Source organism: Bradyrhizobium sp. CCBAU 21365 (genome assembly GCF_015291305.1).
Taxonomy (GTDB): domain Bacteria; phylum Pseudomonadota; class Alphaproteobacteria; order Rhizobiales; family Xanthobacteraceae; genus Bradyrhizobium; species Bradyrhizobium elkanii.
Genome location: NZ_CP030036.1, coordinates 8,562,501 through 8,583,955, shown reverse-complemented (window position 1 = coordinate 8,583,955; position 21,455 = coordinate 8,562,501). Strand labels below are relative to the sequence as shown.

Genomic DNA, 21,455 nt, shown 5'->3' with positions numbered 1-21,455 from the left:
TCCGGAGCTGAAGGACGGCTGCATCGACGGTCACCATTCGTCGTAGAACCACTCCCTTGGGATTCGAGGCCGCGCCCTTGCGTATGGCGGCATAGACGTCCGCTCGGGCTTGCGCACGGCCGGAGCCGGCTGCGCCGGAGGCGGTGACGCCTTCTGCTCGGAAACCTTCGCGAGCGCCCGTTTCATCTCTTCCTGGCTCGCCTTGAGTTCCTCAATGGCTTTGGAGCTCTCGCGGGCCAGCTGTTGCTGGTTCGCCTTTAGTTGTTCGATGTTTCGCTCAACATTTGCAAGGTCGCGTGCGATCGTTTGCAGCAGCTGCGTCTGATCGGGAAGGGCTGTGTTGGCTGTCGGCGCGGCGTCCTGCGGCGGTGCGGTCTGAGGCAACGGCGTCGCTTGGGGCGGAGCGGCGTCTGCCGCGGCGACCTGAACGGCAGGTGGAGCGGGCTGCGCCGGAGGCTGCGGATCACCCGGCGGCAATGCTGGAGTTGAGACGAGCTGCGGCGCCCAACGGGCGACAAGCAGCTTGGCTTCCCCGCCATATGACGACTGCAACGCCAGGCCAGCGACAACGATACATGCTGCCACCGACAAGGCGGTGAGGGCTCGGAATATCGGTCTTCCGGGCGGCGATTGCGAGGCCGGTCCGGAAGAAGCAGGACTCGGCGCGGAAGAAGCAGGGTGAGGTCCGACCGAGGGCGGGTTTGGCTGCGCCGAAGGGCGGGGCGCGGCATCGCGCTCCATTCTTGCGAGCTGTTCACTCAAACGCGTGAGCTCTTCATCGGCGCGCGCAATCTGCCTGTGGGCTTCCGCGAGTCTTTCGTCGGCGCGCGCGCTCAGGCTATCGCTCGATCCAACTGGGTCCGGGGTGGGTGTGGAGTTCATTGACGTATCCCTTTCCGTCCAATGTCACCCAAGAGTACCGACTCGGCTATCCGTCAGGGGCGATCAGCCTCCAGCACTCGCTTCAGTCTTGTCCAAAGAATGGCCGGATGATAGCGCGCCTGAGGTCTCGTGATAATGGGGCGAGGTACCGGCCCGGGCTAGCCATCGGGGCAGCCTTGGGGGGTGTCCCTGGGGCAATGCAAGAGCCCTGGCCAGCGTAGTCTCAGGCGTCCCGCTCCACCAACTCGAAGGTGATGCCCTCGGGACCCTCGAACAGCCGGAGCTTCCGGCTGATGTAGTCCATCTCGTCGCTCAGCAGGGTGACACCGTTGGCCACCAGGTGCGCGGTGGCCGCCTCGATGTCGTCGACGCGGAAGGCGAGGTGGTTGAAGCCCAGCTTTCGCAGATTGGTCGGATGCACCTCCGGATCGGTCCCTGGGGGCGGGTCGAACTGAAGCAGCTGGATCTCAAAATCCGCTCCTTCCAGCGCGAGGGTGATGTGCTGCGCTTTCATGGCCGGCATGCCCATGTACCGGGCGGGAACGCCGCCGTCGATGGTCGCGACGTGAGTCTTCTTGAAGCCAAGCAGTGCGAAGAACGCGATCGCCGGGCCGGCATCTGCCACCGCGATTGTCACATGATCCGGGTTGAGTATCATCTGATCGCTCCCTGTCATCGGCGACGCGCCAGCTTACAGCTCTTCGGGCTGCTCGGGAATGACAACAGGAACTGCGACAAAACAACCCGAACCACCGCTGGTCATTGTTGCGCGATGCTGGGACGACGAGTCCCGTCAACCACACCCGCCGCGGAGCATGGGTCCCGGCCCCCGTGCGCAATTGCGCACTAGGCCGGGACGACGAATGGAGAGAAGTCGCCCCGGCTACTTCTTCAAATTCGCATGCGGGCGGCCGAAGTCGGGCGCGGCGGAGTCCTGGCCGGTCTCGACGATGCCGCGGCGGATGGCGCGGGTGCGGGTGAAGTGGTCGAACAGCGCTTCGCCGTCGCCGCGCCGGATCGCGCGGGTCAGCTTCGACAGATCCTCGTTGAAGGTGCCGAGCATCTCGAGCACGGCGTCCTTGTTGGCGAGGAATACGTCGCGCCACATCGTCGGGTCCGAAGCCGCGATGCGGGTGAAGTCGCGGAAGCCGCCGGCGGAGAACTTGATGACCTCGGATTCCGTCACCTGCGCCAGCTCGTCGGCGGTGCCGACGATGGTGTAGGCGATCAGATGCGGCAGATGGCTGGTGATCGCGAGCACGAGGTCATGATGGTCGGGCGTCATGATCTCGACCTTGGCGCCGAGCGCGGCCCAGAACGCGCGCAACCGGTCGGTCGCCGCGGGATCGGTGCCTTCGGGCGGGGTGAGGATGCACCAGCGGTTGATGAACAGCTCGGCGAAGCCGGAATCCGGCCCCGAATGCTCGGTGCCGGCCACCGGATGCGCCGGGACGAAGTGGACGCCGTCAGGCAGATGCGGCGCCATGTCCTTGACGACGGCGCCCTTCACCGAGCCGACGTCGGAGATGATGGCGCCGGGCTTGAGATGTCCGGCGATCTCGGCGGCGACCGGGCCGCAGGCGCCGACCGGGATGCAGAGGATGACGAGGTCGGCATCCTTCACCGCCTCGATGTTGGTCTCGACGACGCGATCGACGATGTCGAGCTCGGCGACGCGCGCACGCGTCTTCTCCGAGCGCGCGGTGGTCACGATCTCGCCGACCAGCCCTTGCGCGCGCGCGCCGCGCGCGATCGAGCCGCCGATCAGGCCGAAGCCGACGAGCGCGATGCGTTTGAAGAGGGGAGCCGTGGTCACGATGTCACTTTCCGGCCAGGAAGTCGCGCAGCCCCTCGACCACGAGGCGGTTGGCTTCCTCGGTGCCAATGGTCATGCGCAGCGCATGCGGCAGCTTGTAATTGTTGAGTGCGCGCAGCACGAGGCCGCGCCGCGTGAGATAGGCGTCGGCTTCCGCCGCGGTCTTGCCCTTGTCGGTCGGGAAATGGATCAGCACGAAATTGGCGACGCTCGGCGTCACCTTCAGCCCGAGCTTGCCGATCTCCTCGGTCAACCAGTTGCGCCATTGTTCGGTGTGGGTCCGCGACATTTGCACATGCGCCGTGTCCTCGATCGCCGCCACCGCCGCCAGCATCGCAGGGGTCGTGACGTTGAACGGACCGCGGATGCGGTTGCAGGCATCGACGATATGCGCCGGCCCGAACATCCAGCCGACCCGCAGCGCCGCAAGGCCGTGGATCTTCGAGAAGGTGTGCGTCACCACCGTGTTGTCCGTGGTCGCGACCAGCTCGATGCCGAGCTCGTAGTCGTTGCGCGAGACGTAGTCGGCATAGGCGGCATCGAGCACCAGCAGCACATGCGACGGCAGCGCGGCGCGCAGGCGCTTGACCTCGTCGAACGGGATGTAGGTGCCGGTCGGATTGTTCGGGTTGGCGAGCCAGACCAGTTTTGTCTTCGGCGTCACCACCTTGAGGATGGCGTCGACGTCGGCGGTGAAATTGGTCTCGGCCGCGATCACGTTCCTGGCGCCGTTCGCCATGGTGGCGATCGGGTAGACCAGGAAGCCGTGGGTGGTCGAGATCGCCTCGTCGCCGGGGGCGAGATAGGTGTGCGCCAAGAGATTGAGGATCTCGTCGGAGCCGGCGCCGCAGATGATGCGGTCGGGATCGAGCCCGTAGGCGCGGCCGATCGCCTCGCGCAGCACGCGCGAGGTGCCCTCCGGATAGTCCTCGAGATGGTCAGCCGCGGCCTTGTAGGCCGCGATCGCCTTCGGAGACGGACCGAACGGCGTCTCGTTGGCGGACAGCTTGAACACCTTGCGGCCCGGTTCCGGCACCGGGCTCTTGCCGGGCGTGTAGGGCGCAATATCGAGGATGCCGGGGTTCGGCACGGGGCGGGACATCATCAACTCCGAACAGAGCGTTTTCGAGCGACGTGGATACCGGTTCGCGTGAAGAAAACGCGTCAAAACAAAAGCCTGGACGGGCGGCTGGCTCTACCTTCAGGTCCTGGCCGATCCGTTAGAGGGCACCGTATAGCGCGTTGCGTGGCTGCCGACGAGGGCCGACGAGCGCACCGAGGCGCCGGCCTTGATCAAGGCGAGCTTGATGGCCTCGAAACCCTTGTTAGTCAGGTCTTGCCCGGTGACCGAGACCAGCAGCGCCGCGCCGTCGAAGGCGGTGTCGGGGACCGCGACGATCTCGGCGAGCGGCGCCAGCGCGCGGGCGACATCGGCGTTCCAGCCGGAGACGCGCACGCTCCAGGTCTGCACCTCGGTGACCATGGCGTCGTCGGCGACCCGCGAGATCACGAACACCGGCAGCGCGGCGGGATGGTCGGCGCGTTCGAGGAACGGCAGCCGCGCGATGATCTTCGGCGCGCCACTGGCCTCGAGCGCATTCCACCACGGCGTGCGGCTCGCGATCGCGGAGACCAGCGCGAGGTCGCCCTTCGACTTCGCCACCGCCTCGACCGCGGCCTGCGCGCTGAAATGCGAGACGTAAGGCACCACGAAGCCGAAGTGAAAGCGCGCCGAGTCGCGCATGGCCGACTCGCCGACGGAAACATCGGCATGCACCGCGAACGGCGCCTGCACATAGGTGAAGGTCGAGATGATGACGCGCCAGATGCTCTCGATGGTGTCGAGCGGCAGGATGCCGCGATGACGCCGCACCAGTTCGCGCATCATGCTGGCCTCGCGCGCCGGGCGGAATGCGGAGCCGACCTCCTGGGTCTTCTTGACCTGGATCAGGCGGTCGATGATGTCGCCGCGCGCCATCAGCAGGCGGTGAACCTGCTCGTCGATCGCATCGATTTCCTTGCGCAGCTCCTGCAGCGAGGGCGGCGACGGGGGTGGGTTGGACATGCTCTCAAACCTTGTCGTCGGGGCGGCCCGTTGCCGCGTCGGACAGGGTCCCTGATTAGGAAAGACGGGCAGCGAAAGCAAAGAGAAACGTCGCAGGCGTGCCTTGCGCATTCGGTTAACCAATTGGCCGTGGGCAGGGCTGTCTTGACGCCGGGGGGCGCGGGGACTACGTTCCCTGCGTCCCGTGGTCATTTGAGCCGGCCGGCTTGCAGCCACGTTAAACAACTCGCTAAACAGGCCGGGGACCTTATCAGCTCCCGGCCGAACCTTTGTTCAGGCCGGGTTTTTTATTGGCCTGAGGTCCGTCGAGCCCTCCCGCGCGGAGGCAGGGTCGCCTAGATGAGCAACGTGCGTCCGATACCGAGCCCACAAACCCAAAGCGATGATCGCGCCCATGAGGCCGACCATCCGTCGTCACTGGTGGCGAAGTTCGGGATGGACCAGCCGCTCAAGCTCGATTGCGGCGTCGATCTCGCACCGTTCCAGATCGCCTACCAGACCTATGGCGAGCTCAATGCCGACCGCTCCAACGCGATCCTGGTCTGCCACGCGCTGACCGGCGATCAGCATGTCAACAACATCCATCCCGTCACCGGCAAGCCCGGCTGGTGGGAGACCATGGTCGGCGCCGGCCGGCCGATCGATCCCGAAAAATACTTCATCATCTGCTCCAATGTGATCGGCGGCTGCATGGGCTCGACCGGGCCCGCGTCGCTGAATCCCGCGACCGGCAAGGTGTGGGGACTTGATTTCCCGATCATCACCATCCCCGACATGGTGCGCGCGCAGGCGATGCTGATCGACCGCCTCGGCATCACGACGCTGTTCTGCGTGGTCGGCGGCTCGATGGGCGGCATGCAGGTGCTGCAATGGACCGCGGCCTATCCGGAGCGCGTGTTCTCGACGCTCGCGATCGCCTGCTCGACGCGCCACTCGGCGCAGAACATCGCGTTCCACGAGCTCGGCCGCCAGGCCGTGATGGCCGATCCGGACTGGCGCGGCGGCCGCTATGTCGACGAGGACACCCATCCGCATCGCGGATTGGCAGTGGCGCGGATGGCCGCGCACATCACCTATCTCTCGGACGCCGCGCTGCATCGCAAGTTCGGACGGCGGATGCAGGACCGCGAGCTGCCGACCTTCTCGTTCGATGCGGATTTCCAGGTCGAGAGCTATCTGCGCTACCAGGGCTCGTCCTTTGTCGAACGGTTCGACGCCAACTCCTATCTCTATCTGACCCGTGCGATGGACTATTTCGACATCGCCGCCGACCACAACGGCGTGCTGGCGAAGGCGTTCACCGGCATCCAGACCCGGTTCTGCGTGGTGTCGTTCACCAGTGACTGGCTGTTTCCGACCTCGGAATCGCGCGCGCTGGTGCATGCGCTGAACGCGTCGAGCGCGCGGGTGTCGTTCGCCGAGATCGAGACCGACAAGGGGCACGACGCCTTCCTGCTCGACGTGCCCGAATTCCTCGAGATCTCCCGCGCTTTCCTGCTGGCCGCAGGCAAGGCGCGCGGATTGAAGGACGGCGGCCAGTCATGAGCATGCAGCAGACATTGCCCTTGCCGGGCGTCGCGCCGGAGCGGACCGGCGGCTATCGCACCGATCATCTGCTGGTCGCCGACATGGTGCGGCCAGGCTCGCGCGTGCTCGATGTCGGCTGCGGCGACGGCGAGCTGCTGCAACTGCTGGAGAGCCGCGGCATCGACGGCCGCGGCATCGAGCTGTCGCGCGAGGGTGTCAACGGCTGCGTCGCCAAGGGGCTCGCCGTGGTGCAGGGCGATGCCGACACCGATCTCGTCAACTATCCCGACGATGCGTTCGACTACGTGATCCTGTCGCAGACCTTGCAGGCGACGCGGCAGCCCAAGGTGGTGCTGGAAAATCTGCTGCGGATCGGCCAGCGCGCCATCGTCTCGTTCCCGAATTTCGGATTCTGGAAGATGCGGCTGCAGCTCCTGATCGGCGGCCACATGCCGCGGACCGAGAATTTGCCGGCGAGCTGGTACGACACCTCGAACATCCATTTCTGCACCATCAAGGATTTCGTGCAGCTCTGCGAGGAGATCAACGTCAAGATGGAGCGCGCGGTCGCGCTCGATCTCTACGGCCGCCCGGTGCCGCTCAACCTGCCGTGGTGGGTGTGGAACATGTTCGGCGAGCAGGGCGTGTTCCTGCTCAGCCGGGGTGGGCAGGGGAAGTGACGTCTTGGCGTCATTCCGGGTTCACGCTTCGCGTGCCCCGGAATGACAAGACTACACCGGCGCCGCCACCAGCGACCGCGGATCGCGCACCGGCCAGCGGCCGGCCTCGACCAGCGCGATGAAGCGCTCGACCATCTCGTTGAACAGCGCCGGCTCCTCGAGGTTGAGCACGTGACCCGACTTCGGGAAGAAGGAAAGCCCGGCGGCCGGCAGATGCTGCTTCAGGAACATGCTGGGCGCGATGCAATTGTCGTCCTCGTCGCCGCACAGGATCAGCGCCGGCGTTGACACACGCTTGATGGCGTCGGTCATGGTGTAGATCGAGGGCCGGCCGCCCTGGAAGCTGCGCATCGTGTTGGCGGAGCCCCTGGCGTCGTGGCGGGCGAGTGCGGCGTAGAAGTCGGCGTGGCCGCGCGGATCCTTGATCAGGAACGGAATCCGGCTCGGCGCCTCGCGCGTCACCTTGGCGACCTCGACCGAGCCGATGCTCTCGTATTGCTCGGCATTGGCGCGGCACTGCGCGCGGAAGGCATCGAGATTCTCGAGGCTCGAGCCGGAGCCGACGGCGGCCAGCGTCATCGACAGCGCGCGCTCCGGCGCATTGAGCGCGACCTGCAGCGACGAATAGGAGCCCATCGAGAGCCCGACGAAATGCGCCCTTGCGATGCCAAGATGGTCGAGCACGGCGAGCGCGTCGGTATAGAAGTGCTGGTAGGTGTAGACGTCGGCGCTCGGCGGCACATCCGACGGCGTGTAGCCGCGCGCCGAATAGGCGATGCAGCGGTGGCCGCGCGCGAAGTAGCGCATCTGCGCTCCCAATTGGTGTGATCAGCGGCAAACTCGTGCAGGAAGATGATCGGGCTGCCGCTGCCGGCCTCTTCGAAATGGAGGCGGACATGATCTTTCGTCGTGGCGTAGGGCATTGAAATTCTCCTCTCGTTGGCCGCCTCCAGATTTGCAGTTAATTTTCAAGGCCGCAATGCGGCAGTTCCGGTTCCTTTCTCGTCATCGATTCATCGCGGAATGACCCAGAAATTGTTCCCGCAGTGCCGCATGAAATCTTCCTCGCGCCATCCCGATTTTCAAAACCACCGCCGTGTTCCCCCGGGAACGCGACGGGGAATTGGGGGGCGTTATAGAGGATCTAGTGAAGTATGGTTCAGTTGCTTGCGTGTCGCCGGTCGCTTCGTGTTTTGGCGCTGGCTCTGTGTTCGCTCACTCTCGCCGTAATCTCCGCCGCTCCGGCATCCGCCCGTCCGCACCATTCACGTCACGCGCATTCGGCCCATGCCGGCCATCACGCGCGCCACTATGCCCATCGTCATTACGGGCGCACAGCGCGGCTGTCGCGCGCCGAGCGCCGCGCCCTCGCGCAGCCGGGCGGGATCGTCGAAACCAACGCAGCGCCGTTGCCCGGCAGCGCTGACCCCGTGCCCAACACCGGCGGCGTCAGTGCGGCAGGCGGCTTCGGCTCGTCCGGCATCGTGGCCGAGGCGCGCCGCTATCTCGGCGGCAATCCGACCGGTCGCTCAAGCCTGTGGTGCGCCCGCTTCATGAACATGGTGCTGCAGCACACCGGCCATCGCGGCACCGGCTCCGACATGGCGAGCTCGTTCGCCAAATACGGCACGCGCGTTTCGGGACCGCAGGTCGGCGCCATCGCCGTGATGAGCCGCCGCGGCGGCGGCCATGTCGGCATCATCACCGGCGTCGATGCCAAGGGCAATCCGATCATGATCTCGGGCAACAGCGGCCACCGCGTCCGCGAGACGCCGGTCTCGCGCGGCCGGATCTACGCCTATGTGATGCCGACCAACTGACCGGTCGAAAGCGGGGCAGGGCGCGCACGCGCCTTGCCCGGCCTACGACGCGACAGGTCCCTCGGCGGCAATCGTGTTGCCGACGGCGGCGGCGCCATCGCTGATGATCTCGGCGTAGATGCCGCATTCATTGTTGCCGAAGCGTTGCATCAGCGTGTTCGGCACCGAGAGGTCGCGCGCGCCGGTATCGGGATCGACATTGACCGCGGCGCAGCGGGTGATGCGCTTTACCACCCTGGCCCGCGCGCTGCCGATCGCGATGGTCTGGTCGAGCAGGCTGGCTTCATGCCAGGCCGGCCAGCCCTCGACATAGAGATTGGCGCGGAAGCGCAGCGGATGGACCGGCGCCTGCACCATCTCCTCGATCGCCCGCAGGCTGGCCAGATTGATGATCGAGACCACCTTGCGCGGCACGTCGGAGAAACTGTGCCCGGGGCTGACCAGGACCTTGGGCGGTCCCTTGATCTGGCCGGTGTGACGGTCGGCGAAATAGCGCTCGATGGCTGCGCGGCCTTCTGCGGTCTCGAGGTTGCCCTGGGCCACCATCGCGCCATCCCGGCGCAGCGTCAGTACATGGCTGTCATCGTCGAAATGGGCGCGCAGCGGCGCCAGCCACTCATCCCGCTGCAGCATCAGGAAATGCGGCTTCGGCAGCCACTTCGGCGCCGAGGGATCGAAGCCGCTCGGGCCGTTCTCGATCGCATAGCGGCGATCCGAGCGGAGCGTCTCGCCGATCTTGAGCTCTGCGTGCGGCAGCGGCTCGGGCGTGAGACCCTTGACGGGGTAGCGATAGATGCCGGTGATCCTGGCGGAGGAAGCGTGCGTGTTGTCCATTCGCCCGCTCTAGCCTGTTTGGCGTGCGAGGAGAACTGCCGCCTGCGGGAAGGTACTAGGGTCCAGACTCATTAGATCCACCATACAAGAGCTGCGGTGAGGCAGACGGAGGCGAGATAGTTTCGCGCCAGCCTGTCATAACGGGTCGCGATACGCCTGAAGTCCTTCAGCCGGTTGAATGCACTCTCGATGCGCCAGCGCAGTTTGTAGAGGCGCTTTGAGAAGCTGTAGGGTTGTTTGCGATTGCTGCGGTTTGGAATGACCGGCTTGGTTCCGCGCGCATCCAGCTCCTCGCGCAATTCGGCGCTGTCATAGGCCTTGTCGCCGAGCATCCGTTTCGGAGGCTTGACCCTGCGGATCAGGCGTTCTGCGACCGGACAGTCGTGCGCTTCACCTCCGGTCAACAAAATCGCGATCAGGCGTCCCTTAGCATCTGCAAGTGCGTGTATCTTCGTGTTGCGCCCTCCGCGCGAGCGGCCAACAGCCTGCTTCTGCTCCCCCCTTTTCCGCCCGCTGCTGAGCGATGCGCTTTGACGTGCGTGGAGTCGATCATCTGCGTGTCTATCGATCGACCGTTGCCGGCAAGCGTGCGGAACAGGCTTTCCCATATGCCGCGCCGCGCCCACCGGGCGAAGCGATTGTAGATCGTTGTCGGAGGCCCGTAGGCTTCGGGGCAATCGGACCAGCGGCAGCCGCTTTTCAGCACATGTATAATGCCGCTGATAATGCGGCGATCGTCCTGCCGCTCGACACCGCGCACATCGGTTGGCAAGTGAGGTTCGATCCGCTGCCACTGCTCGTCGCTCAGCCAAAACAAACTCCTACTCACGATCCCAATCCTTCCCCAAAAGAGAATCAGTATCGTATTGTCGGAGCAGAACAATTAATGAGTTCTCACTCTAGTCGGCGCGCGCCGCTCCAGGCGCGTCCAGCAGGCGCTGCATGAACACGAGATCGAGCCAGCGGCCGAACTTGCGTCCGACCTCCGGCATCCGGGCGACCTCGACGAACCCGGCCTGCGCGTGCAGCCGGAGCGAGGCCGGATTGCCGCCGTCGATGCCGGCGATCATGACGTGCTTGCCGAGCGCGGTGGCCGCGGCGATCAGTTCGTCGACGATGATTCGGCCGAGGCCGCGGCCGCGATGATCGGCATGGATATAGACGCTATGCTCGACGCTGTAGCGGTAGCCCGGGAACGCCCGGAAGTCGCCGAACGTGCCGTAGCCGTGCACCACAGGCCCTTCGGCCGCAACCAGCACCGGGTAACCCAGCGCCAGCCGGGCCTTCATCCAGGCCAGCCGCTCGGCGTCGGAATCCTGCTTCTCCGTCCAGATCGCGTTCGAGTTGGCGACCGCCTCATTGAAGATCGCGGTAATTGCCGGGATGTCCTGCTCGGTGGCGGGGCGGATAATCATCGGTGGTTCCTTGACGGGCCTCTTGAACGGACCGCATCGTCTACTATATAAGACGGTATGTCAATTATAGAGGACAAGGCCGATGAGGCTCTCGGGCGGCGGGTTCGCGCCGAACGGGAGGGCCGCGGCTGGTCGCTGGCGGACCTCGCCGGGCGGGCAGGCGTGTCCAAGGCCATGCTGAGCAAGATCGAGCGGGCGGAGGCAAGCCCGACGGCGGCGACGCTGTCGCGGATCGCCACAGCCTATGGGGTGACCATGGCCGCGCTGTTCGAGGTTGCCTCACACAATTCCCGCCTGCAGCGGGCCAAGGATCAGCCGGTCTGGCGCGATCCGAAGGCGGCCTATCTGCGGCGGCAGGTGTTCCTGCATCCGGCCAATCCGCTGGAGCTGGTGGAGATCGAGCTGCCTGCGAGGCAGGAAGCCGGCTTTCCCGCCAGCGCCTATCACCTGGTCCGCCAGGTGGTGTGGGTGATCAGCGGCCGCCTCATTTTGATGGAAGGGGCGGAGCGCCACGAGCTCGCTGCGGGTGACCGCGTCGAGCTTGGTCCGCCGTCGGACATCGTCTTCCGTAACGAAACCGCTCAGCCCTGCCGCTACCTTGTCGCCATCGTGCGGCGCTGAGCTTCATCGGGTGAAATCGCAGGCTGCGGCTCTTCCGTTTTGGAACCAAGTGCCCACATCTGCGGCAAGCCTGAAAGATGATGGCGACGACCAGAGGCTGGTTGAGGAACGTCAATGCGGCCCGCGGAAACCCAATGAAGATGCCGGAACCATGCCTGAATGGGTGGTGACGGCAGGCCGAGGGAAAACGAATGAACATTGAGAAGTACACCGAGCGCGCGCGCGGATTCATCCAGTCTGCCCAGTCGCTCGCAATGCGTGACGGTCACCAGCAGTTCTCGCCGTTGCATCTGTTGAAGGTGCTGCTGGACGACAATGAGGGACTCGCCGGCGGTCTGATCGACCGTGCTGGCGGTAATTCCAGAGCAATCCTGAAAGCGATCGAAGAGGCGCTGAACAAGCTGCCGAAGGTCTCGGGCAATGGTGCCGGGCAGGTCTACCTGTCGCCGGAACTGGCGCGTGCCTTCGATGCGGCGGAAAAGGCCGCCGACAAGGCCGGCGACAGTTTTGTCACCGTCGAGCGGCTGCTGCTCGGGCTCACGCTCGAGAAGGGCAGCGAGGCCGCCTCCATCCTGAGCAAGGGCGGCGTCACGGCGCAGAACCTGAACGCGGCGATCGAAGCGCTGCGCAAGGGCCGCACCGCTGACAGTGCGACCGCCGAGAATGCTTACGACGCGCTGAAGAAATATGCCCGCGACCTGACCCAGGCCGCGCGCGACGGCAAGCTCGACCCGGTGATCGGCCGCGACGAGGAGATCCGTCGTACCATCCAGGTGCTGTCGCGGCGGACCAAGAACAATCCCGTCCTGATCGGTGAGCCCGGCGTCGGCAAGACCGCGATCGTCGAGGGCCTGGCGCTGCGCATCCTCAACGGCGACGTGCCGGAGAGCCTGAAGGACAAGAAGCTGCTGTCGCTCGACATGGGCGCCCTGATCGCCGGCGCGAAATATCGCGGCGAGTTCGAGGAGCGGCTGAAGTCCGTCCTGCAGGAGGTCTCGACCGCCGAGGGCGGCATCATCCTGTTCATCGACGAGATGCACACGCTGATCGGCGCCGGCAAGACCGACGGCGCGATGGACGCGTCCAACCTGTTGAAGCCGGCTCTCGCGCGCGGCGAGCTGCACTGTATCGGTGCGACCACGCTCGACGAGTACCGCAAGCATGTCGAGAAGGATGCGGCGCTGGCCCGCCGGTTCCAGCCGATCTATGTCAGCGAGCCGACGGTCGAGGACACCATCTCGATCCTGCGCGGCCTGAAGGACAAGTACGAGCAGCATCACGGCGTGCGCATCACCGACTCCGCGCTGGTGGCCGCGACCACGCTGTCGAACCGCTACATCACCGACCGCTTCCTGCCCGACAAGGCCATCGACCTGATGGACGAGGCGGCAGCGCGGCTGAAGATGCAGGTCGATTCCAAGCCGGAAGAGCTCGATTCGCTGGATCGCGACATCATCCGGCTCAAGATTGAGCAGGAGGCGCTGAAGAAGGAGAATGATGCCGGCTCCAAGAGCCGCTTGCAGACCCTGGAGAAGGAGCTCGCCGGGCTCGAGGAGCGGTCGACGGCGCTGACGGCGCGCTGGAGCGCGGAGAAGAACAAGCTCTCCAATGCCCAGAAGCTGAAGAGCGAACTCGATGCGCTCCGCGTCGAGCTTGCCAATGCGCAGCGTCGCGGCGAATTCCAGAAGGCGGGCGAGCTGGCCTATGGCCGGATTCCCGAGCTGGAAAGGAAGCTCGCCGATATCGAGGCGCAAGAAAACAGCAAGCCGAACGGCGGCGAGATGATGGAGGAGGCGGTCACCGCCAACCACATCGCGCAGGTCGTCTCGCGCTGGACCGGCGTGCCCGTCGACAAGATGCTCGAGGGCGAAAAGGACAAGCTCCTGAAGATGGAGGACAGTCTCGCCAGGCGCGTCGTCGGCCAGGCCGAAGCGGTGCGGGCGGTGGCAACCGCCGTGCGCCGTGCCCGTGCGGGCCTGCAGGATCCGAACCGGCCGACCGGCTCGTTCATGTTCCTAGGCCCCACCGGCGTCGGCAAGACCGAGCTGACCAAGGCGCTCGCCGCTGACCTGTTCAACGACGAGACCGCGATGGTCCGCCTCGACATGTCCGAGTTCATGGAGAAGCACTCGGTCTCGCGGCTGATCGGTGCGCCTCCCGGCTATGTCGGCTACGATGAGGGCGGTGCCCTGACCGAAGCCGTGCGGCGGCGGCCCTACCAGGTCGTGCTGTTCGACGAGATCGAGAAAGCGCATCCCGACGTCTTCAACGTGCTGTTGCAGGTGCTCGACGACGGCCGCCTGACCGATGGTCAGGGCCGTACCGTCGACTTCCGCAACACGCTGATCATCATGACCTCGAATCTCGGTTCGGAATTCCTGGTGAATCAGCCGGAGGGTGAGGACACTGCGGCGGTCCGCGATCAGGTGATGGGCGTCGTGCGGGCGCATTTCAGGCCGGAATTCCTGAACCGCATCGACGAGATCATTCTGTTCCACCGCCTGCAGAAGAGCGAGATGGGCCGTATCGTCGAGATCCAGTTCGCGCGGCTGACCAGGCTGCTCGAGGATCGCAAGATCGAGCTCACGCTGGACGCCAAGGCGCGGGACTGGCTCGCCGAGAAGGGCTGGGATCCAGCTTACGGCGCCCGCCCGCTGAAGCGGGTGATCCAGCGCAGCGTGCAGGATCCGCTGGCCGAGATGATCCTCGCCGGCGAGGTCAAGGACGGCGATCACGTCGTGATCTCGGAGAAGGGCAACGTGCTGACCTTCAACGGTCAGGTGCCCAAGACCGCCGAGGTCGTGCAGTTCGAGGCCCCGGTCTCGAAGCGCAAGCTGAACTGAGTGCAATAACGAGAACCCTCCCCGCATGCCGCGGGGAGGGCTTTCTTCGCAAATTATTCCTGCGGAACGATCGGCGGTGACGGCTCGTCGTCCGCGCTGGGCTCGAGTTCGGACAGGATGTCGACCAGCTCGCGGGCGCGGCCTGTGGCCAGCGGCCTGCCGGCATTGATCAGCGGCTCGTCATTGGCGAGCCAGGCCTGCGCCTCGGCGAGCTCGGCGACGGTTGCGCCCGATGCGATGATTCTGGCGATGGTGACATCGTCGGCGTGGCCGACCGATTTGAGCACGTCGTCACGGGTGAGCTGCGTCATGGTACAAATCCTCGTGCATATTTTCGTTGAGCACGACCAAACCCCCGCCCGCCGGTGATCCCCGCCAGCGGGTAGGGATGCATGGTTTCAAGGCCTCAGCTGTGCGTTGTGAGCCGAGGCGGATGCTGGGACATTACCCAGAGCTCGATCGCCGCAAGGACTGCGACGGCGATGCCGATCACTACGTGCACGGTCGTCGCGGTGGTCATTCCCTGGAAACCCAGGACCCAGGGCGAGACCAGCGCCCAAAGCCCGACGATGAGGTTCAGCCACTCCTCCCAGACCGCGAATGCCGCGAGCGCGGCGATCGCAAGGACCGCCATCACGAGGCCGACGATGTGGGCGTTGGTGGAAACCATTCCGGCGTCGAACTTGAGCAGCCATGGCGAGAGGAAAAGAATCGCGCCGAGGATCAGGTTTGCGACGTCGCACAGTTTTGCGTTCGTCCAGTTCTCCATGACACCCTCCATTGGAGGTTTCACTGCTGAATCAACCAGATGATCGCCGTTCGGGTTCCCATCCCATGGTGCGAAATTTATTGAAACTGGCGGAGCGCCGGCCCGGAAAACGGCATCAGCGGTTGGTGATGGAGCGCGTCTGCGACGTGGAGCTCGTGGCATCCGAGACGATTCGCGAGCTGCCGCGGCTGGACATCTGGGCCTCGATCCGGTCGCGCTCCTTCTCGAAGTTCGCCAGCATCGGGCCTTCGAGCGAACGGCCGCGCGGCAGCTTCACGCGCATCGGGTCGACGAATCGGCCGTTGACCAGGATTTCGTAGTGGACGTGCGGGCCGGTCGACTGGCCGGTCGAGCCGACGAAGCCGATCACCTGGCCCTGCCGCACCTTCTTGCCGATCTCCATGCCCTTGGCGAAGGCCGACATGTGGCCGTAGGCCGTCTCATAGCCATTGGCATGCTTCATGCGGATATATTTGCCGTAACCGCCCTCGTATCCGACCTTCTCGAGCACGCCGTTGCCGGACGCGAAGATCGGCGTGCCGTAGGCGGTGGCCCAGTCGACGCCGGTGTGCATCTTCACATAGCCGAGGATCGGGTGGCGGCGCCCGCCGAAGCCCGACCGCATGATCGCGTTGTTGACCGGCTTGCGCACCAGGAACTTCTTCGCGCTCTTGCCGGTCTCGTCATAATAGTCGACGAGGCCGTCGTCCGAACTCTGGAATCGGTAGTATTTCTTGGTTTCGCCGCCCACGGTCAGCGCAGCGTAGAGCACTTCGGTCTTTTCGGTGCTGGTGACGCCCTCGTCCTCGCCGGCAAAAAACACGTCGAACGAGTCGCCGGGCTGTACCTTGCGCTGGAAATCGACGTCATAGGAGTAGATCTTGACCATGTCTTCGATGACGGTCGGCGGCACCTTGTTGCGCAGCGCGGTCTCGTAAATGCTCTGATAGAGCCGCACGCCGCTGCCATCATCCTCGTCATCGTCGCTGGAATTGTCGGCGGTCTCGGTGACGGTGTTCATGCTCTGCACGTCGACGGCAACGTATTTGCCGAGATCGGACAGCGCAGCGACGGCCTCGATGACCGATTCGTTGGCGACGATCACGCGATAGGGCTGCAGCCTGACATTCGGTCCGGGAGCCGCCGGCGCCATCAGGATTCGTACCTTCTGGCCTTCCTTCAGGCCGCCGTCGCGGCCGCGCGGGCCGAGCGTCGCGGCGATCGCCTTCGCCTCGTCGGGCGTTGCGCCCTGATCGCGCAGGATCGAGGTGATGCTGTCGCCCTTCTTGACGAGGTGAACCCGCTCACCGACCGGATTGCCGCCGGTGACCTGCTCTTTGGTCTTCGGCAGCAGGGTGACGTTTTCCGGCACCACGCGGGTCTCGAAGCCGGCATAGGGATCGGAGGTGTTGCCCTCGGTGGCGTAGGCCATCCTCATGTCGGGGCCGGCGCCACTCGCGTCAGCCGCTGCATTGGCGAGTGAAGCGTAGCGCACCGAGCCGCCGGAGCCGCGCCAGTTGGCGGCGTCGCGGACCCGCATCAGCACGTCGTCGAGCGCGACGACGGCGGCGAGCTTGGCTTTCGGCAGCACGGAGCCGAGATCCTTGGTGACGAACGAGACCTCGGCGTCGGGCTCGGCCGCGGCATTCGGATCCTCGGCCGCCGCCGGCGTGTCGGAGCCGACATCGGTCAGCAGACGCTGCGCGTTGAACGCGGGGATTTTTGCCGACAGGTCGCTCGTGGTCATCGAGAGATTGCCGGAAATTCGGATGAAGGGCCGTACCCGCATCACGTCGCGATTGCCGACGCGGGTCACGGTCGACACGCGCACCAGGCTGCGGGAAGCGGAGGATTCGCTGGGCGGCGGCAGGCGGTCGCCCTTGTGCAGGCTGACGACGCGATCATTGCCGGTGAACGCGCCGCGCAGCGCGCCTTCGACGCGCTCCGGCACCTTGGCGAAGGTCATCTCGCCGTCGAGCGACGCAAAAACGGCGCCGCCGATCAGGGCCGCGCCACATAGACCAGTCAGAATGGTGCCGCTGAACCATTGAACGGAGACACGGCGGCGATCGATCACCGCAGCCTCGGTGCCGTCGACCGAAAGCGGCGGTTCGTGACCGAGATCGATCATCCCGGTCTCGCGCCCAATGCCGCTTCCGCGTGACGCCCGTTGGCTCAACCCTGCATCCCCCCAAATTCCAGCAACTGCGATCGACCTCTGCTCGTCCTTGTCCCCACCTTGATCCCGTGACGAGGGATCTCGGCAGTGTGGCGAGCCACACGCATCGAATTCGAGAAGCCGATGGCCATTAGCTAGCCGCGATCTCGAACGTCAATGGTGTGCAGATCTCTCGATGTTGCTCGGCCGCGAAGGGAAGAGGCGACGGGTTCTCGGAGAAAATCGCCTGGTCCCCCAGAAAAACCGCCCCAGCCCCCACAGGTTACGAGCGGTTCAATGCATTCGTTATAGCCAGAACGTCGCAGGATTGTGGCTCAAGTGCGGCATTTGAGGTGGAAAAGCTTCCTTGAAAGCAGGTCGATGCCCGCCGCCCGGCCCGGGGCGGTTGGAACCCATTTTGGAGGGCCTCACGGGCTCCACGGCGACAAACTTTTTTTAAAGTTTTTTGCCGCGAGGGCTGGGTGGCGAATTTTTACCTCCGACCTAAGTCACGGAAAGCACGAGAATTTCTTCGCACTGCACAAGCGATTTGGGCGTGCGACGATTTGTTGACAATGGCCGTTGACAATCCCGAGGGGTGCGGACTATAAACCAACCACTGAGCGCGGCGCCGCCGGGTCACTGACCAAGGCGAGCGAACGCGCCACTGATGCTCCTCACTTCGATGAGTGACACAACAGCCGACATAAATCGGTTGGAGTTCATCGTCGGCCGGTGAAGGGTAGAACCACCCTCTAAGGGTGTGGGATCACCGGATCCCGGGCTGTTTGACAAGTAAAGATGAAGAAAGAGAAACGTGGACGGCGGAGTCCTTGCGTCTCTCGGAATACTTGAAAGCTTCGGCTTTTGACTTCTGAGAGTGGACGAAAGACTTCGGCGGTACACGTTTTAAAGGTTACACCATCGCTGCACACGATGTGAATCGTCAGCAGCTTGCCGGTTTCGGCCGGTGAAGAATGGTGGGACCTCGTCAAACGTTGTGATCAGCCGGTTCAAGGTTTCAAGTCCAACTTGAGAGTTTGATCCTGGCTCAGAGCGAACGCTGGCGGCAGGCTTAACACATGCAAGTCGAGCGGGCATAGCAATATGTCAGCGGCAGACGGGTGAGTAACGCGTGGGAACGTACCTTTTGGTTCGGAACAACTGAGGGAAACTTCAGCTAATACCGGATAAGCCCTTACGGGGAAAGATTTATCGCCGAAAGATCGGCCCGCGTCTGATTAGCTAGTTGGTGAGGTAATGGCTCACCAAGGCGACGATCAGTAGCTGGTCTGAGAGGATGATCAGCCACATTGGGACTGAGACACGGCCCAAACTCCTACGGGAGGCAGCAGTGGGGAATATTGGACAATGGGCGCAAGCCTGATCCAGCCATGCCGCGTGAGTGATGAAGGCCCTAGGGTTGTAAAGCTCTTTTGTGCGGGAAGATAATGACGGTACCGCAAGAATAAGCCCCGGCTAACTTCGTGCCAGCAGCCGCGGTAATACGAAGGGGGCTAGCGTTGCTCGGAATCACTGGGCGTAAAGGGTGCGTAGGCGGGTCTTTAAGTCAGGGGTGAAATCCTGGAGCTCAACTCCAGAACTGCCTTTGATACTGAAGATCTTGAGTTCGGGAGAGGTGAGTGGAACTGCGAGTGTAGAGGTGAAATTCGTAGATATTCGCAAGAACACCAGTGGCGAAGGCGGCTCACTGGCCCGATACTGACGCTGAGGCACGAAAGCGTGGGGAGCAAACAGGATTAGATACCCTGGTAGTCCACGCTGTAAACGATGAATGCCAGCCGTTAGTGGGTTTACTCACTAGTGGCGCAGCTAACGCTTTAAGCATTCCGCCTGGGGAGTACGGTCGCAAGATTAAAACTCAAAGGAATTGACGGGGGCCCGCACAAGCGGTGGAGCATGTGGTTTAATTCGACGCAACGCGCAGAACCTTACCAGCCCTTGACATCCCGGTCGCGGACTCCAGAGACGGAGTTCTTCAGTTCGGCTGGACCGGAGACAGGTGCTGCATGGCTGTCGTCAGCTCGTGTCGTGAGATGTTGGGTTAAGTCCCGCAACGAGCGCAACCCCCGTCCTTAGTTGCTACCATTTAGTTGAGCACTCTAAGGAGACTGCCGGTGATAAGCCGCGAGGAAGGTGGGGATGACGTCAAGTCCTCATGGCCCTTACGGGCTGGGCTACACACGTGCTACAATGGCGGTGACAATGGGATGCTAAGGGGCGACCCTTCGCAAATCTCAAAAAGCCGTCTCAGTTCGGATTGGGCTCTGCAACTCGAGCCCATGAAGTTGGAATCGCTAGTAATCGTGGATCAGCACGCCACGGTGAATACGTTCCCGGGCCTTGTACACACCGCCCGTCACACCATGGGAGTTGGTTTTACCTGAAGACGGTGCGCTAACCGAAAGGGGGCAGCCGGCCACGGTAGGGTCAGCGACTGGGGTGAAGTCGTAACAAGGTAGCCGTAGGGGAACCTGCGGCTGGATCACCTCCTTTCTAAGGATGATCCTTCAGATCAGCTCACGCTATCTATCGGATCGTTTTAGAAACATTCAGGGGCCAACAGTTTCAGGATTGTTGAGCTCCATTGGCGGGATTTCGCCGTCTTCGTTTCTCTTTCTTCGCGGACGAACACGCGCCAGGGGCTGAGCGCTGTGCGGTGCACCGACTAAACGTCGCGTGCGCGCCGGCATGTCTCTCGTGTTAGGGGCTTGTAGCTCAGTTGGTTAGAGCGCGCGCTTGATAAGCGTGAGGTCGGAAGTTCAAGTCTTCCCAGGCCCACCATTTTGATCGAGTGCGGAGCATTCGTCTTCTGGTACGGGGCCATAGCTCAGCTGGGAGAGCGCGTGCTTTGCAAGCATGAGGTCGTCGGTTCGATCCCGTCTGGCTCCACCAGATGGTTTGATCACCAACGGCGTTACCGTCGTCCGCGAAACATCACTTCGCACTCATTGGTCCGGATGGACGGTGACGTGCGTGTTTTCTGACATCGTAAAGAGGAGATCGATCCGAGTTTGGATCAAGCGAAGCAGTTCGCCTGAACCATTCATTATCTCCGGGATCATTTCGGCGCTCGTTTTCAATCGTGAGATTGGATGCGGGTTGTAAATGATCCCTTTTAGCGAAGCTTGACCGCCTCGCTATCGGGCCGATCTTACGAAGCAAGCTGGTCTTTCTAGTCAATGTCCGGCTGCGCAATCGCATTCATCGAGGATGCGTGCCTGGGACTTCGGTCTTCGGGCAGTTGCGCAGACAACATTCTGCCGAGTGTGTGGACATTGATAATGAGAGCAATCAAGTGCCTTAAGGGTGTTCGGTGGATGCCTTGGCGCTGAGAGGCGATGAAGGACGTGCTACGCTGCGATAAGCCGTGGGGAGCTGCGAAGAAGCTTTGATCCGCGGATTTCCGAATGGGGAAACCCACCTTCGATAGCCGGAACTCCAAGACCTTGTGTGTTGGGGTTCGACCAGAAATGCGAGAAATCAAACCGCGAGGTTTTGGATTTCCGGTTATCAAGAGAAGGTATGAGACCTCCGAATAAAATAGGAGGTTTTAAGCAAACCCAGGGAACTGAAACATCTAAGTACCTGGAGGAAAGGACATCAATCGAGACTCCGTTAGTAGTGGCGAGCGAACGCGGACCAGGCCAGTGATACATCAAAGACAATCGGAACCTGTCAGGAAAGCAGGGCCTCAGAGGGTGATAGCCCCGTACGAGTAATGCGATGATGTATCCATGAGTAAGGCGGGACACGTGTAATCCTGTCTGAACACGGGGGGACCACCCTCCAAGCCTAAGTACTCCTCAGCGACCGATAGTGAACCAGTACCGTGAGGGAAAGGTGAAAAGCACCCCGACGAGGGGAGTGAAATAGACCTGAAACCGGACACCTACAAACAGACGGAGCCCAAGATACGTTCTGGGTGACGTCGTACCTTTTGTATTATGGGCCAGCGACTTAATTTAACGAGCAAGCTTAAGCCGATAGGCGAAGGCGTAGCG

General features: G+C 63.3%; 15 protein-coding genes, 2 tRNA genes, 2 rRNA genes, 2 pseudogenes and 1 riboswitch (1 of these 22 only partly in view). Of the genes and pseudogenes, 9 read left to right on the top strand and 12 right to left on the bottom strand.

What is annotated here, in order from left to right; all coding sequences use genetic code 11:
* Positions 1 to 30: 30 nt before the first annotated feature.
* The 5 genes from XI02_RS40610 to XI02_RS40590 form a co-directional block, all read right to left on the bottom strand.
* Positions 31 to 882: a hypothetical protein gene (locus XI02_RS40610; RefSeq protein WP_194483295.1), complete on the bottom strand. Its 852-nt coding sequence runs from the start codon at positions 880 to 882 to the stop codon at positions 31 to 33.
* Between the two features lie 223 nt (positions 883 to 1,105).
* Positions 1,106 to 1,540 carry a VOC family protein gene (locus tag XI02_RS40605; RefSeq protein ID WP_069280194.1) on the bottom strand — a complete coding sequence of 145 codons (435 nt, stop codon included), beginning with the start codon at positions 1,538 to 1,540 and terminating at the stop codon, positions 1,106 to 1,108.
* A gap of 225 nt (positions 1,541 to 1,765) precedes the next feature.
* Positions 1,766 to 2,698 carry a prephenate/arogenate dehydrogenase family protein gene (locus XI02_RS40600; protein WP_172646699.1) on the bottom strand — a complete coding sequence of 311 codons (933 nt, stop codon included), beginning with the start codon at positions 2,696 to 2,698 and terminating at the stop codon, positions 1,766 to 1,768.
* A 4-nt stretch (positions 2,699 to 2,702) separates the two neighbouring features.
* Complete coding sequence (gene hisC, locus XI02_RS40595) at positions 2,703 to 3,800, bottom strand: histidinol-phosphate transaminase (RefSeq protein ID WP_026191877.1); 1,098 nt, start codon at positions 3,798 to 3,800, stop codon at positions 2,703 to 2,705.
* A gap of 99 nt (positions 3,801 to 3,899) precedes the next feature.
* On the bottom strand, positions 3,900 to 4,763 hold the full coding sequence (locus XI02_RS40590) for a chorismate mutase (protein WP_069280192.1): 864 nt from the start codon (positions 4,761 to 4,763) through the stop codon (positions 3,900 to 3,902).
* A 174-nt stretch (positions 4,764 to 4,937) separates the two neighbouring features.
* Positions 4,938 to 5,017: riboswitch (SAM riboswitch) on the top strand.
* Between the two features lie 85 nt (positions 5,018 to 5,102).
* On the opposite strand from XI02_RS40590, the gene XI02_RS40585 reads away from it, so the two are divergent.
* On the top strand, positions 5,103 to 6,308 hold the full coding sequence (locus tag XI02_RS40585; RefSeq protein WP_172646700.1) for a homoserine O-acetyltransferase: 1,206 nt from the start codon (positions 5,103 to 5,105) through the stop codon (positions 6,306 to 6,308).
* Complete coding sequence (gene metW, locus XI02_RS40580) at positions 6,305 to 6,970, top strand: methionine biosynthesis protein MetW (protein ID WP_018268941.1); 666 nt, start codon at positions 6,305 to 6,307, stop codon at positions 6,968 to 6,970. The genes XI02_RS40585 and metW overlap by 4 nt, the downstream gene beginning before the upstream one ends.
* A gap of 51 nt (positions 6,971 to 7,021) precedes the next feature.
* Here the strand turns inward: metW and XI02_RS40575 are convergent.
* Positions 7,022 to 7,893 (bottom strand): annotated as a pseudogene (locus XI02_RS40575) (alpha/beta fold hydrolase).
* Between the two features lie 231 nt (positions 7,894 to 8,124).
* Between XI02_RS40575 and XI02_RS40570 the strand changes: the two are divergent.
* The gene (locus XI02_RS40570) at positions 8,125 to 8,790 is read left to right on the top strand and encodes a TIGR02594 family protein (protein WP_069280189.1); all 666 of its coding nucleotides are present in this window, start codon (positions 8,125 to 8,127) and stop codon (positions 8,788 to 8,790) included.
* Between the two features lie 42 nt (positions 8,791 to 8,832).
* On the opposite strand, the gene XI02_RS40565 is transcribed toward XI02_RS40570, so the two are convergent.
* The 3 genes and pseudogenes from XI02_RS40565 to XI02_RS40555 all read right to left on the bottom strand — a co-directional run bounded on the left by XI02_RS40565 (position 8,833) and on the right by XI02_RS40555 (position 11,039).
* Entirely contained in the window at positions 8,833 to 9,624 is a 792-nt protein-coding gene (locus tag XI02_RS40565; RefSeq protein ID WP_172646701.1) for an MOSC domain-containing protein, read from the bottom strand.
* A gap of 71 nt (positions 9,625 to 9,695) precedes the next feature.
* Positions 9,696 to 10,384, bottom strand: a pseudogene (locus tag XI02_RS40560) (IS5 family transposase).
* Positions 10,385 to 10,523: 139 nt separating this feature from the next.
* The gene (locus tag XI02_RS40555) at positions 10,524 to 11,039 is read right to left on the bottom strand and encodes a GNAT family N-acetyltransferase (RefSeq protein ID WP_172646702.1); all 516 of its coding nucleotides are present in this window, start codon (positions 11,037 to 11,039) and stop codon (positions 10,524 to 10,526) included.
* 57 nt (positions 11,040 to 11,096) lie between these two features.
* Between XI02_RS40555 and XI02_RS40550 the strand changes: the two genes are divergently transcribed.
* Together XI02_RS40550 and clpB are read left to right on the top strand one after the other, a co-directional pair.
* Positions 11,097 to 11,660 (top strand): XRE family transcriptional regulator, encoded by a 564-nt coding sequence (locus XI02_RS40550; RefSeq protein WP_172646703.1) that lies wholly within the window; start codon positions 11,097 to 11,099, stop codon positions 11,658 to 11,660.
* A gap of 191 nt (positions 11,661 to 11,851) precedes the next feature.
* Complete coding sequence (gene clpB / locus XI02_RS40545; protein WP_172646704.1) at positions 11,852 to 14,503, top strand: ATP-dependent chaperone ClpB; 2,652 nt, start codon at positions 11,852 to 11,854, stop codon at positions 14,501 to 14,503.
* A gap of 53 nt (positions 14,504 to 14,556) precedes the next feature.
* Here the strand turns inward: clpB and XI02_RS40540 are convergent, their stop codons facing one another.
* The 3 genes from XI02_RS40540 to XI02_RS40530 all read right to left on the bottom strand — a co-directional run bounded on the left by XI02_RS40540 (position 14,557) and on the right by XI02_RS40530 (position 17,451).
* Positions 14,557 to 14,814: a hypothetical protein gene (locus XI02_RS40540; RefSeq protein WP_069280184.1), complete on the bottom strand. Its 258-nt coding sequence runs from the start codon at positions 14,812 to 14,814 to the stop codon at positions 14,557 to 14,559.
* A 95-nt stretch (positions 14,815 to 14,909) separates the two neighbouring features.
* Complete coding sequence (locus XI02_RS40535) at positions 14,910 to 15,272, bottom strand: SPW repeat protein (RefSeq protein ID WP_016846781.1); 363 nt, start codon at positions 15,270 to 15,272, stop codon at positions 14,910 to 14,912.
* Between the two features lie 115 nt (positions 15,273 to 15,387).
* Positions 15,388 to 17,451, bottom strand: a complete 2,064-nt coding sequence (locus tag XI02_RS40530) for a M23 family metallopeptidase (protein WP_026191874.1) — start codon at positions 17,449 to 17,451, stop codon at positions 15,388 to 15,390.
* A gap of 1,007 nt (positions 17,452 to 18,458) precedes the next feature.
* Between XI02_RS40530 and XI02_RS40525 the strand changes: the two genes are divergently transcribed.
* The 4 genes from XI02_RS40525 to XI02_RS40510 form a co-directional block, all read left to right on the top strand.
* Positions 18,459 to 19,947: ribosomal RNA gene (locus XI02_RS40525) — 16S ribosomal RNA — on the top strand.
* Between the two features lie 211 nt (positions 19,948 to 20,158).
* A tRNA-Ile gene (locus XI02_RS40520) sits at positions 20,159 to 20,235 on the top strand.
* A gap of 35 nt (positions 20,236 to 20,270) precedes the next feature.
* Positions 20,271 to 20,346, top strand: a tRNA-Ala gene (locus XI02_RS40515).
* Positions 20,347 to 20,743: 397 nt separating this feature from the next.
* Positions 20,744 to 21,455: ribosomal RNA gene (locus XI02_RS40510) — 23S ribosomal RNA — on the top strand (it continues 2,134 nt past the right edge of the window).
* Together the 16S and 23S rRNA genes with 2 tRNA genes alongside form the textbook arrangement of a ribosomal RNA operon.

What these genes read in the sequence shown, in the direction of transcription:
- XI02_RS40610 (WP_194483295.1), bottom strand. Translation starts at nt 882, where the DNA reads ATGAACTCCACACCCACCCCGGACCCAGTTGGATCGAGCGATAGCCTG.
- XI02_RS40605 (WP_069280194.1), bottom strand. Translation starts at nt 1,540, where the DNA reads ATGATACTCAACCCGGATCATGTGACAATCGCGGTGGCAGATGCCGGC.
- hisC (WP_026191877.1), bottom strand. Translation starts at nt 3,800, where the DNA reads ATGTCCCGCCCCGTGCCGAACCCCGGCATCCTCGATATTGCGCCCTAC.
- XI02_RS40590 (WP_069280192.1), bottom strand. Translation starts at nt 4,763, where the DNA reads ATGTCCAACCCACCCCCGTCGCCGCCCTCGCTGCAGGAGCTGCGCAAG.
- XI02_RS40585 (WP_172646700.1), top strand. Translation starts at nt 5,103, where the DNA reads ATGAGCAACGTGCGTCCGATACCGAGCCCACAAACCCAAAGCGATGAT.
- metW (WP_018268941.1), top strand. Translation starts at nt 6,305, where the DNA reads ATGAGCATGCAGCAGACATTGCCCTTGCCGGGCGTCGCGCCGGAGCGG.
- XI02_RS40570 (WP_069280189.1), top strand. Translation starts at nt 8,125, where the DNA reads ATGGTTCAGTTGCTTGCGTGTCGCCGGTCGCTTCGTGTTTTGGCGCTG.
- XI02_RS40565 (WP_172646701.1), bottom strand. Translation starts at nt 9,624, where the DNA reads ATGGACAACACGCACGCTTCCTCCGCCAGGATCACCGGCATCTATCGC.
- XI02_RS40555 (WP_172646702.1), bottom strand. Translation starts at nt 11,039, where the DNA reads ATGATTATCCGCCCCGCCACCGAGCAGGACATCCCGGCAATTACCGCG.
- XI02_RS40550 (WP_172646703.1), top strand. Translation starts at nt 11,097, where the DNA reads ATGTCAATTATAGAGGACAAGGCCGATGAGGCTCTCGGGCGGCGGGTT.
- clpB (WP_172646704.1), top strand. Translation starts at nt 11,852, where the DNA reads ATGAACATTGAGAAGTACACCGAGCGCGCGCGCGGATTCATCCAGTCT.
- XI02_RS40540 (WP_069280184.1), bottom strand. Translation starts at nt 14,814, where the DNA reads ATGACGCAGCTCACCCGTGACGACGTGCTCAAATCGGTCGGCCACGCC.
- XI02_RS40535 (WP_016846781.1), bottom strand. Translation starts at nt 15,272, where the DNA reads ATGGAGAACTGGACGAACGCAAAACTGTGCGACGTCGCAAACCTGATC.